Consider the following 12,526-nt stretch of genomic DNA (forward strand, 5'->3'; position numbering starts at 1 on the left):
CCGGCCCACTGGCACCGCAAGGCGCCAGAACCCCTGTCCATTGGTATGCACATAAAGAGAACAAAGCTATGAAACGGATTCTTCTCGGTACTCTCTTCACCGTTGTATCCCTCAACGCCATGGCTCAAGCGCCAGGCGGCCCGGATTGCGGTTGGGGCAACATGCTGTTCGAAGGTCAGCGTGGCACCCCGGCTCACTTCCTGGCATCCACCACCAACGGCACATCCGGTAACGCAACGTTTGGTATGACCTCCGGCACCAACGGTTGCTCGACCAACGCGTCGCTGACCTATGGCGGCAAATCCTGGATTGCCATGAATGGCATGATGAACGAGCTGTCCGAAGACATGGCCAAAGGCAACGGCGAAGCGCTGACGACTTATGCCGTGGTACTGGGCGTGGCGCCGGAAGATCGCGCGCATTTCGCTGCCGTGACTCACGAGCACTTCCAGCAGATCTTCAGCAAGGCTGACGTGACCGCCGAAGACGTGCATACCAACACCCTGTCCGTTCTGAAGTCAGACGCACGTCTGGCCAAGTACGCAACTCAGGCTTAAGCTCGACCCCGCCCGCTTCCTTCGGGAAGCGGGTTTTGTTTTTTCGGCCCGCCCCTCTTTGGGCTTTATTTCTTTTCGACTTAAGTTGCCACTTATGCTCAAACGCCTTGCCTGGCTGGCGCTGTGTGTCTGCGCCCCGCTGTCCGCCGCGCCGCACATCGATCCTCAACGTTTGCAGCAACTGGCCAACGACCGCTTCTGGATTTCCCTCGGTCATTACGAAAGCGCCAAGCTTGGCGGCTGGCGCAGCTATGTCAGCGACAAGAAATTCTTTCTCGCACCCGATGGCAACGAACATCCCGATCATGAACTCGCGGCCACCGTGCAGGCGTTGTACGCTCCAGCCAGCGCTGGCGAGCAGCATGCACAATGCGTCTACCCGGCACGTACGCGCTGGTTGAAAGATCAACTCAAGCTGACCGATCTGCCTGCGCCCGATTGCGCCGAATTCAAGAAATGGTTCAAAGACGTCTCGCCGCACAGCGCGGTGATGATCTTCCCGGCAGCCTATCTCAACAGTCCTTCGTCGATGTTCGGCCATACGCTGCTGCGTATCGACCAGGCCGATGTGCAGAGCGACAAGACGTCGCTGCTGAGTTACGCGATCAACTTCGGCGCCTACATCGAAGGCTCGGACAACAGCATTCTGTATGCCTGGAAAGGCTTGATGGGCGGCTATCCGGGATTGTTCGCGCTGGTGCCGTATCAGGAGAAACTCTCCGAGTACCGCAGCCTGGAAAACCGTGATCTGTGGGAATACCGGCTGAATCTGACTCAGGCCGAAACCGCGCGCATGGTTGAGCATGTGTGGGAGTTGAAACAGATCCAGTTCGACTATTTCTTCTTCGACGAAAATTGCTCCTATCGCCTGCTCGAACTGCTGCAAGTGGCGCGTCCGAGTTTGCGCCTGACCGAGCAATTCCCGCTGACCGCGATTCCCACTGACACCGTCAAAGCGGTGAAGGAAGCCGGGCTGGTAGAAAGCATCGAGTATCGTCCGTCGCGCGAGCGTGAATTGCTCAGCCGCGCCGAACCGTTGAGCAGTGAAGAGCAAGACTGGGTGCTGAAGGTCAGCGCCGATCAACAACAGCTGCAAGACCCTGCATTCAAAGCCCTGCCCCGCGCACGTCAGGCGTTGATTATCGACGCGGCGTATCGGTTGGAACGCTACCGCGCCAACGGCCAGGAACGTGATCCGCAACGGGCGCAGCGCAGTTTCGAATTGCTGCGGGCGATCAACAAGAACCCCGCACCGGAGCTGCAAATTCCGCAACCCGGTCTGCCCGAGGACGGCCACGAGTCACGCACCTGGCAGGCCGGCATCGGCACCCGTGGCGACCGCGCGTTCGGCGAGTACGGTTTGCGCATGGCCTATCACGATCTCAACGACAACGCCGAAAGCTTCCCGCTCGGCGCGCAGATCGAAATCCTCCAGCTGAAACTGCGTCAGTACGAAGGCAACGACTGGCAGGTGCAGCAACTGGATCTGGCGACCATTCGCTCGCTGACTCCGCGCAATGAGCTGTTGCAGCCGCTGTCATGGCAAGTCACCGGTGGTCTGGAGCGAGTGCCGGGCAAGCATGATGATGAAAATCTGGTCAGCCACGTCAACGGTGGCGCTGGCGGCACCTGGCAGCTTGGCGAAGATGTACTGGGCTTTGCCCTCGGCACGGTGCGCATCGAGCACAACAACGACTTCGCCGGGTTCATCGCCCCGGCCGCTGGTTTCAACAGCGGTGTGCTGTGGAAAAACCCGCTGGGCAATCTGAGTCTGGAGGCCAAGGGTGACTACTTCACCAACGGCGAAGTGCGCCGTAGCCTGAGTCTGAATCAGCAATGGGAATTGTCGCGCAACCTCGGTCTACGCCTGAGTGCGCAGCGCGAATTCAGCCACGTCGCCAGCCCTGAAACGGAAGTCATGCTTGAAGTGAAGTGGTATCACTACTGATCTTTTGATCTTTCTTTCACACCCCATCGACGAATCCACTTCTAGACTCTCCCTGTAAGCCGCAAAACGGCTCGGGAGAGTGAGATGTGGCGGTGCGCAGGTTTGCTGGGGGTTGTGCTGTTGCTGGGCGGATGCCAGTCCACCCATGAAGACTTGATTGCCAAAGGTTATCCACCAGCCTTCGCCGACGGTTTCGATGACGGTTGCATCAGCGGCCGACAAGCCGCCGGTTCGATCAGCGGCGAGTTTCGCAAGAACGTGCCGCGCTATCTCAAGGACAAGCAATACGCCGAAGGCTGGACCGACGGCTTTCGCCAATGCCAGGCGATGCTCGAAAACAAGGATCGCGACGACTACCGCAATAGCCACTTCGATGAACGCGAACGCGCCTGGCAGCAACAGAAAGACCAGGGTGCTGGCCGCGCATATCGCTCGCAGTGAGTCGCTCCCGGACATCCAGTGAAACCAATGCCCCGCGATCATGGCCCAAGCTTTATAACGGGAGGACACCATGAGCCGCGCATTCGTCAACGAAGACTCCGCCGCCGCACAAGCCGATCAGCCGGTCGAACGGCTGGTCAGTGCGCAACCCAATTACGTCACACCGCAAGGTCTGCAGCAGTTGCAGGACAAGGTTGCCGAGCTGCAAACCGAGTACGCTGAACAATCGGCCAAAGGCGAGCAGGCCGACAAGCAACGCCAAGCCGATCTGGAACGCGATTTGCGCTACTTCAACCAACGCCTGAGCAGCGCGCAAGTGGTAGCCGCCGCCACCTCGACCGGCAAAGTGCAGATCGGCAGTTGGGTGACTTACGCCGACGAGCACAACAACCAACACCGCGTGCAACTGGTCGGTGAAGATCAGGCCGACGCCGGCAATGGCTTGATCAACTGGGGGTCACCGCTCGGTCGGGCATTGCTCGGGGCACAACTCAACGACGAAGTGCTGTGGCAACGTCCGGCCGGCGATCAACTGATTGAAGTGATCCGCATCGAATCGGCTTAAACCACGCCCTGAGCGAGCATCGCATCGGCGACTTTGACGAAGCCGGCGATGTTCGCACCTTTGACGTAGTTGACCCGTCCGTTCTCTTCGCCGTAATGCACACAAGCATGGTGGATCGACTGCATGATCGCGTGCAACTTGCTGTCCACCTCGCCCGCCGTCCACAGCAGACGCATGGCGTTCTGCGACATTTCCAGGCCGCTGACTGCCACGCCGCCAGCATTCGATGCCTTGCCCGGCGCGAACAAAATCCCGGCCTCGATAAAGATATCCACAGCCTCGAGCGTGGTCGGCATATTCGCGCCTTCCGCTACGCATACGCAGCCGTTGCGCAGCAAGGTGCGGGCGGATTCGCCGTCGAGCTCGTTTTGCGTGGCGCACGGTAGTGCGATGTCGCACGCCAGCGACCATGGCAACTGACCGGCGCGGAATTCCAGACCGAACGCCACTGCCAATTCGCTGATGCGTGCGCGTTTGACGTTTTTCAGCTCCAGCAGCGCCAGCCACTGTTCTTCACTCAGCCCGGCCTCGCAGTACAGCGTGCCTTCGGAGTCGGACAGGGAAATCACCTTGCCACCCAGATCCATCACTTTGCGCGCGGCGTATTGCGCGACGTTGCCGGAACCGGAGATCGCCACGCGTTTGCCTTCAACGGTTTGCCCGCGACGCTTGAGCATTTCTTCAGCGAAATACACGCAGCCGAAACCGGTGGCTTCCGGGCGGATCAGGCTGCCGCCGTAGGTCATGCCCTTGCCGGTAAGAACGCTGGTGAACTGGTTGCTCAGGCGTTTGTATTGACCGAACAGAAAACCGATCTCGCGCGCGCCGACGCCGATATCGCCGGCCGGCACATCAACGTCAGCGCCGATGTGCCGGTACAACTCGCTCATGAACGCCTGGCAGAAACGCATGACCTCGGCGTCACTTTTGCCCTTCGGATCGAAGTCCGAACCGCCCTTGCCGCCGCCCATGGGCAGGGAGGTCAGCGAGTTCTTGAAGGTCTGCTCGAAGGCGAGGAATTTCAACACGCCCATGTTCACCGAAGGATGGAAACGCAAACCGCCCTTGTACGGGCCGATGGCGCTGTTCATCTGAATACGGAAACCGCGATTGACCTGGACCTTGCCCTGATCGTCGACCCACGACACGCGAAACACCACGGCGCGCTCCGGCTCGCAGATGCGCTCGAGAATCCCCGAGGTCAGATAGTGCGGATTGGCTTCGAGAAATGGCCACAAGCTACGCAGGACTTCTTCGACCGCCTGATGAAATTCGGGTTGATCCGGGTCGCGCTGTTTGAGGCGAGCAAGGAAGGATTCGACGGATTCGATCATGGGCAAAAGTCTCGGCAAATTTGTTGTCGTTGGAAGAGATTGAGCCGGACTGTAACAAACCAATTGCACACAGGAACAGCTTGAAATGTCGCAAATATGAAATCAAATGGTGCGCAGGATATAAAACAGGCTGTTTTGCACCTGGAGTGTTCAGCAGTTATACCGCCATCGCTGGCAAGCCAGCTCCCACAGTTTTCGTGGTGTTCACACAATCCGGGCACAAACGCAAATCATGTGGGAGCTGGCTTGCCAGCGATGAATCCAACTCGGTATCCCTGAAAAACGCGCAAAAAAAACGGAACCCGAAGGCTCCGTTTTTTCATGCAACCAACCCGATATCAGGCCAGTTTCTTGTGACGTACCCGGTGTGGCTGGGCCGCTGCTTCGCCGAGGCGTTTTTTGCGGTCAGCTTCGTACTCGGTGTAGTTACCTTCGAAGAAGATCGCTTGCGAGTCGTCTTCGTACGCCAGGATGTGGGTCGCGACGCGGTCAAGGAACCACCGATCGTGAGAGATCACAATGGCAGCGCCCGGGAAGTCCAGCAGGGCTTCTTCCAGCGAACGCAGGGTTTCCACGTCGAGGTCGTTGGACGGTTCGTCGAGCAGCAGGACGTTGCCACCCTCCTTCAGGGTCAGCGCCAGGTGCAAGCGGCCGCGCTCACCACCGGACAGGTCCTTGACGAACTTCTGCTGATCGCCGCCCTTGAAGTTGAAGCGACCGACGTAGGTGCGCGACGGGATCTCGTAGTTGCCGATGCGGATCTGATCCGAACCATCGGAAATCTGCTGGAACACAGTCTTGCTGCCGTCGAGGTCTTCGCGGCTCTGATCCACACAGGCGAGCTGCACGGTTTCGCCGACTTCGATGCTGCCCGAGTCTGGCGTTTCCTTGCCCATCAGCATGCGGAACAGGGTCGATTTACCGGCACCGTTACCGCCGATCACGCCAACAATGGCGCCTTTAGGCATGGAGAACGACAGGTTGTCGATCAACACGCGATCGCCGTAGCCCTTGGTGACGTTCTTGAACTCGATGACCTTGTCGCCCAGGCGCGGACCGGCCGGGATGTAGATCTCGTTGGTTTCCGAACGCTTCTGGAATTCCTGCGATTGCATTTCTTCGAAGCGTTGCAGACGAGCCTTGGATTTCGACTGGCGGGCCTTGGCGCCTTTGCGCACCCACTCCAGTTCTTCCTTCATGGCTTTTTCATGCGCCGACTGCTGCTTGGATTCAGCGGCCAGACGATCGGACTTGGCTTCAAGCCAGCCGGAGTAGTTGCCTTCGTACGGAATGCCCGCGCCGCGGTCGAGCTCCAGGATCCAGCCAGCGACGTTGTCGAGGAAGTACCGGTCGTGCGTGATCGCTACCACGGTGCCCGGGAAGTCGTGCAGGAAGTGCTCCAGCCACGCTACCGAATCGGCGTCCAAGTGGTTGGTTGGTTCGTCGAGCAGCAGCATGTCCGGAGCGGACAGCAGCAGACGGCACAGGGCCACACGACGCTTTTCACCACCGGAGAGGAATTCGACCTTGGCGTCCCACGCCGGCAGACGCAGCGCGTCGGCGGCGACTTCCAGTTGACGATCCAGGTTGTGACCGTCGCTGGCTTGCAGGATCGCTTCGAGCTTGGCCTGTTCGGCAGCCAGTTTGTCGAAGTCGGCATCTTCTTCAGCGTAAGCCGCGTAGACCTCGTCCAGGCGCGCCTGGGCGTTCTTGATCACGCTGACCGCTTCCTCGACCACTTCACGCACGGTCTTGGTTGGGTCAAGTTGCGGCTCTTGCGGCAGATAGCCGATGTTCAGGTCCGGCATCGGACGCGCTTCGCCTTCGAACTCGGTGTCGACGCCAGCCATGATTTTCAGCAGCGTGGATTTACCCGAACCGTTGAGGCCGAGCACGCCGATCTTGGCGCCCGGGAAGAACGACAGAGAAATGTTTTTGAGAATTTCCCGCTTCGGCGGAACAACTTTGCCCAGCCGATGCATGGTGAATACGTATTGAGCCATGGAGAACCTTGGGTCAGTGACAGATGAATGATGGAGCGCAGGCGAAGCCCGGCCAGACCGTGCGCGTCGTTCACTTGATGGTCATCAATGCGTGCGCGCTGAAAAAGTCTGATTCTAGGAGCTGGAACGCTCCCGCGTAACCGGCAAAGCTACCTTAATGACCGGTGGCAGTCCAGCCGAGCGGGGCTGGCACTTCGCCACAACTCAAGGCATGCTAGCCGCCCTTTGGGCGTCCGGCTTATAGTGCACGTCGCGCCAGTCCAGCCAGACCGCAGGATTACAGCTTGTCGAATGTCACGCCGCCCGTTTCCGTGAGCGCACCTCAGCCTGCGAATGGCTCGCCCCTGCGCGGAACATTAAAGGGCGCACTGGCGACATTGGTCCTGTTGTTGCTGGCCCTGCTGTTCTGGCAGTTGCTCGATCAACTGCGCGAAACCGAGAAAAATCAGCGTCAGTACACCATCGACTACACCGCCGACCTCGCCGCGCAAGTCAGCCTGAACATGGCGCTGAACGCGCAGATCGCCCTGAATCTGCTGCCGATCCTCGAACAACCGCAAACCGCCGACGAACAACAGGCTCTGCTGCGCAAACTGCAGCAATCGCTGCCGGATCTGCGCAGCCTGGCGTTACTAACGCCCTCCGGCAAAGTCCTCAGCGACAGCGACGCGAACAGCCACGATGCCGATTACCTCAGCGAACTGGTAAGGCGCAGTCGCGCACAGGCGCATTACTTCAGCAACGCCGACGACGGCTCAGAGGTGCATCTGTTGCTGCATCAGGCCAGCGGCAGTTCGCGCGGTTACTGGGCGCTGCGCCTGACCCCGACCTTCTTTGCCTCGCTGACCAAACAGGCGGAAACCGGCATCCGTCCGCTGTGGCTGGTGGAAAACCGCATCAACCATCAGATCATCAGCCGCGACGAAGGCCTGCCATCGGCCAAGACCAGCACGCTGACCCCGGACGACATGGCCAACAGCGTGCTGACCGTACCACTGAGCAGCAGCGACTGGCAGTTGCGGGGTCTGTTCGACCGCCAGCATGTGCTCGAACAACTGCTGCCGGCGTTCATCGGCAAATGCCTGCTCGGCCTGGCGTTCTCGCTGCTGCCATTCATCGCACTGCTGAACATGCGCCGCCGTCAGCGTCAGTTGCATGAAGGTCGGCGGCGTTATCAGGACATTTTCGATGGCACCGGCGTCGCGCTGTGCGTGCTCGACCTGTCGGGGCTCAAGCAGGCCTTCGACAAGGCACAGTTGCAGACCAGCGACCAGCTCAAGGCTTGGCTCGATCAGCCGCAACAGCGCCAGCAATTGCTCCAGGAACTGCGCATCACCGAGGTCAATCAGGTGGCGTTGCAACTGCTCAACGTCAATTCCTGCGACCACGCCTGGCAACTGCTGATCGACGGCCAGCCGCACAGCCAATGCGCCATTGGCAATCAGGTGCTCGACGCGGTGCTCCAGCAGCAGAAACAGCTCGAACTGGAAATAAAACTGCCGGACATCAACGGTCGCGACCAGCATCTGTGGCTGGTGCTGCGCCTGCCGCAAGAGCGTCACGACTATCGCGCGGTGATCCTCAGCATCAACGACATCACCAGCCGCAAGCTGATCGAACTGTCGCTGCTGGAGCGCGAAGGGTTCTGGTCGGACGTGGTACGCACCGTGCCGGATCATCTGTATGTGCAGGACGTGATCAGCCAGCGGATGATTTTCAGCAACCACCACCTCGGCCAGACGCTCGGTTACAACCGTACCGAACTGCATCAGATGGGCGAGTACTTCTGGGAAATCCTGCTGCACCCGGAAGACGCCGATTACTACCATCGCTCGCGCCAGATGCAGCGTCACGCCGGTTACAGCCAGTTGCTGCAATGTCAGTTGCGCTTCCGCCATCGCGACGGCGAGTGGCGGCGTTTCGACATTCGCGAACAGGCACTGGCTCGCGACAAACAGGATCAGGTCACGCGCATCATTGGCGTGGCCAAGGACATCACCGAACAGATCGAGGCCAGCGAATCGCTGCGCGACAGCGAGCAGCGCTACCGCATGCTCGCGGAAAGTATCAGCGACGTGATTTTCTCCACTGACAGCAAGCTCTCGCTGAACTACGTCAGCCCTTCGGTGCAAGCGGTGCTGGGTTATGACGTCGAGTGGATTTTCCAGAACGGCTGGCAATCGACCATCGCCAACCCGCAGCAACTGAGCGGCATCTATCAGCTGATGGATCGCGTCAGCAAGGCGCTGGACAAACCGGAGCAACTGGCGCTGTTGCGCGATCAGGTTCAGACCCAACTGTTCCTGTTCGATTGCCTCAAGGCCGATGGCCGCAAGATCCCGATTGAATTGCGTCTGGTGCTGGTCTGGGATGAACAAGGTGCGTTCGAAGGCGTGCTCGGTGTCGGCCGCGACATCAGCCAGCAGCGCCGCGCCGAGAAAGACCTGCGCATGGCCGCCACGGTATTCGAGCATTCGACTTCGGCGATCCTGATCACCGACCCGGCCGGTTACATCGTGCAGGCCAACGAAGCCTTCAGTCGGGTCAGCGGCTACGCGGTCAGCGAAGTGCTCGACCAGTTGCCGAACATGCTCACCGTCGACGAGCAGCAGGACGCACATCTGCGCTACGTGCTCAAACAATTGCATCAACACAGCACCTGGGAAGGTGAAGTCTGGCTCAAGCGGCGTAACGGCGAGCATTACCCGGCCTGGGTCGGCATTACCGCAGTGCTCGACGACGAGGGCGATCTGGCCAGTTACGTGTGCTTCTTCAGCGACATCAGCGAGCGCAAGGCCAGCGAGCAGCGGATTCACCGCCTGGCCTACTACGACGCGCTGACGCATTTGCCCAACCGCACACTGTTCCAGGATCGTCTGCACACCGCGCTGCAATCGGCCGAACGGCAAAAGTCGTGGGTGGTGCTGATGTTCCTCGACCTTGACCGCTTCAAGCCGATCAACGACTCCCTCGGCCACGCCGCCGGCGACCGCATGCTCAAGGAAATGGCCACGCGCCTGCTCGGTTGCGTCGACGATGACGACACTGTGGCGCGCATGGGCGGCGATGAATTCACGCTGCTGCTGCAACACCGCGCCAGCCGCGAACTGGCGCTGAACCGGGCGATTCATGTGGCCGAGCAGATTCTCGCAAGCCTGGTGAAACCGTTCGTGCTCGAAGGCCGCGAATTCTTCGTCACCGCGAGTATCGGCATCGCCTTGAGTCCGCAGGACGGCAACGAACTCAGCCAGTTGATGAAGAACGCCGACACCGCGATGTACCACGCCAAGGAGCGCGGCAAAAACAACTTCCAGTTCTATCAGGCCGACATGAACGCCAGCGCCCTCGAGCGTCTGGAACTGGAAAGCGACTTGCGCCACGCCCTGGAGCAGGACGAATTCGTGCTGTATTACCAGCCGCAATTCAGCGGCGACGGCAAACGCCTGACCGGCGCGGAAGCCCTGTTGCGCTGGCGTCATCCGCGTCGTGGACTGGTGCCACCGGGGGATTTCATTCCGGTACTCGAAGAACTCGGGCTGGTGGTGGACGTCGGCGACTGGGTGATCAGCGAGGCCTGCCGGCAACTGAAGACCTGGCACCAGAATCGCGTACGCGTGCCGAAGGTCTCGGTGAACATCTCGGCGCGGCAGTTCTCCGACGGCCAGCTCGGCACGCGGATCGCCACGATCTTGCGCGAAACCGGGTTGCCACCGGCGTGTCTGGAACTGGAACTGACCGAAAGTATCCTGATGCGCGAAGTCAGCGAGGCGATGCAGATTCTCGCCGGCCTGAAAAATCTCGGCCTGAGCATCGCGGTCGATGACTTCGGCACCGGTTATTCATCGCTGAACTACCTGAAGCAATTCCCGATCGACGTGCTGAAAATCGACCGCACTTTCGTTGATGGCCTGCCGTCTGGCGAACAGGATGCGCAGATTGCCCGCGCGATCATCGCCATGGCCCACAGCCTGAATCTGGCGGTGATCGCCGAGGGCGTGGAAACCCATGAGCAGCTGGATTTCCTGCGCGAACACGGTTGCGATGAGGTGCAGGGTTATCTGTTCGGACGGCCGATGCCGGCGAGCCGGTTCGAGGCGCAGTTCAGTAATGATGCGTTGTTCATGTTTGATTGAAGTTTTGTGGGGAGGCTGCTGGCCTCATCGCTGGCAAGCCAGCTCCCACAGGGGACTTGCTGTGGATCAATATTCTTTGGCTGAAACACGGACATTGTGGGAGCTGGCTTGCCAGCGATGAGGCCAGCACTGAGACCGCATATCCGGTCATGAAAGCCACTTGTCTGCGACATGATGTCCTTTCATATGCCTTCCAAAACCCATTGGGTTAGAATGCCCCCCTTTTCTGCCCCCGATCCTTGAGGACCGCCATGTTCAGCCGTGATTTGACTATTGCCAAGTACGACGCCGATCTTTTTGCCGCCATGGAGCAAGAAGCTCAGCGCCAGGAAGAACACATTGAGCTGATCGCTTCGGAAAACTACACCAGCCCAGCGGTGATGGAGGCTCAAGGCTCGGTTCTGACCAACAAATACGCCGAAGGCTACCCGGGCAAGCGCTACTACGGTGGTTGCGAATACGTCGACATCGTTGAGCAGCTGGCCATCGACCGCGCCAAAGAGCTGTTCGGCGCCGATTACGCCAACGTGCAGCCACACGCCGGTTCGCAAGCCAACAGCGCCGTTTACCTGGCTCTGCTGTCGGCCGGCGATACCATCCTGGGCATGAGCCTGGCCCACGGCGGTCACCTGACCCACGGTGCCAGCGTTTCCTCCTCCGGCAAGCTGTACAACGCCGTGCAGTACGGCATCGACGCCAACGGCCTGATCGACTACGACGAAGTCGAGCGTCTGGCGGTTGAGCACAAGCCGAAAATGATCGTGGCCGGTTTCTCTGCCTACTCGCAGATCCTCGACTTCCCGCGCTTCCGCGAAATCGCTGACAAGGTTGGCGCGTACCTGTTCGTTGACATGGCGCACGTGGCCGGTCTGGTTGCCGCTGGCGTTTACCCGAACCCGGTTCCATACGCTGACGTCGTGACCACCACCACGCACAAGACCCTGCGCGGTCCACGTGGTGGCCTGATCCTCGCCAAGGCCAACGCCGACATCGAGAAGAAGCTCAACTCCGCAGTCTTCCCGGGCGCCCAGGGTGGCCCGCTGGAGCACGTGATCGCTGCTAAAGCGATCTGCTTCAAAGAAGCGTTGCAGCCTGAGTTCAAGACTTACCAGCAACAAGTGGTGAAAAACGCCCAGGCCATGGCCAGCGTATTCATCGAGCGCGGTTTCGACGTGGTGTCCGGCGGTACTGAAAACCACCTGTTCCTGCTGTCGCTGATCAAGCAGGAAATCTCCGGTAAAGATGCTGACGCCGCTCTGGGCAAAGCTTTCATCACCGTGAACAAGAACTCCGTACCAAACGATCCACGCTCGCCGTTCGTCACCTCCGGCCTGCGCTTCGGCACCCCGGCCGTGACCACTCGTGGCTTCAAGGAAGCAGAGTGCAAAGAGCTGGCCGGCTGGATCTGCGACATCCTGGCTGACCTGAACAACGAAGCGGTGATCGACGCCGTTCGTGAGAAAGTCAAAGCCATCTGCAAGAAACTGCCGGTATACGGCGCTTGATGCGACGTTAAATCTGCAGCATGAAAAACCGGCCAAGTGA

At 59.7% G+C, this 12,526-nt stretch carries 8 protein-coding genes; 6 read left to right on the forward strand and 2 right to left on the reverse strand.

Annotated elements, in window-relative coordinates:
- Positions 1–68 precede the first annotated feature (68 nt).
- From ACP7BN_RS12945 to ACP7BN_RS12960, 4 genes are all read left to right on the forward strand, one after another.
- Complete coding sequence (locus tag ACP7BN_RS12945) at positions 69–557, forward strand: DUF3015 domain-containing protein (RefSeq protein ID WP_420648457.1); 489 nt, start codon at positions 69–71, stop codon at positions 555–557.
- Positions 558–651: 94 nt separating this feature from the next.
- Positions 652–2,505 (forward strand): DUF4105 domain-containing protein, encoded by a 1,854-nt coding sequence (locus ACP7BN_RS12950; RefSeq protein WP_426204570.1) that lies wholly within the window; start codon positions 652–654, stop codon positions 2,503–2,505.
- Between the two features lie 84 nt (positions 2,506–2,589).
- Positions 2,590–2,946: a hypothetical protein gene (locus ACP7BN_RS12955; protein WP_426204572.1), complete on the forward strand. Its 357-nt coding sequence runs from the start codon at positions 2,590–2,592 to the stop codon at positions 2,944–2,946.
- A 70-nt stretch (positions 2,947–3,016) separates the two neighbouring features.
- Positions 3,017–3,511 (forward strand): GreA/GreB family elongation factor, encoded by a 495-nt coding sequence (locus ACP7BN_RS12960; protein ID WP_426204573.1) that lies wholly within the window; start codon positions 3,017–3,019, stop codon positions 3,509–3,511.
- On the opposite strand, the gene gdhA is transcribed toward ACP7BN_RS12960, so the two are convergent.
- Together gdhA and ettA are read right to left on the reverse strand one after the other, a co-directional pair.
- The gene (gene gdhA / locus ACP7BN_RS12965; RefSeq protein WP_426204574.1) at positions 3,508–4,845 is read right to left on the reverse strand and encodes an NADP-specific glutamate dehydrogenase; all 1,338 of its coding nucleotides are present in this window, start codon (positions 4,843–4,845) and stop codon (positions 3,508–3,510) included. The genes ACP7BN_RS12960 and gdhA overlap by 4 nt on opposite strands.
- A 338-nt stretch (positions 4,846–5,183) precedes the next feature.
- Complete coding sequence (gene ettA / locus ACP7BN_RS12970; RefSeq protein ID WP_187679258.1) at positions 5,184–6,848, reverse strand: energy-dependent translational throttle protein EttA; 1,665 nt, start codon at positions 6,846–6,848, stop codon at positions 5,184–5,186.
- A gap of 284 nt (positions 6,849–7,132) precedes the next feature.
- Between ettA and ACP7BN_RS12975 the strand changes: the two genes are divergently transcribed.
- Positions 7,133–10,981, forward strand: coding sequence for a sensor domain-containing protein (locus tag ACP7BN_RS12975; RefSeq protein ID WP_426204575.1), 3,849 nt, complete (start codon positions 7,133–7,135; stop codon positions 10,979–10,981).
- Between the two features lie 251 nt (positions 10,982–11,232).
- Positions 11,233–12,486 (forward strand): serine hydroxymethyltransferase, encoded by a 1,254-nt coding sequence (gene glyA / locus ACP7BN_RS12980; protein ID WP_420648463.1) that lies wholly within the window; start codon positions 11,233–11,235, stop codon positions 12,484–12,486.
- Positions 12,487–12,526: the final 40 nt, after the last annotated feature.

It is taken from the genome of Pseudomonas sp. TWP3-1 (assembly GCF_049896625.1).
GTDB lineage: Bacteria > Pseudomonadota > Gammaproteobacteria > Pseudomonadales > Pseudomonadaceae > Aquipseudomonas.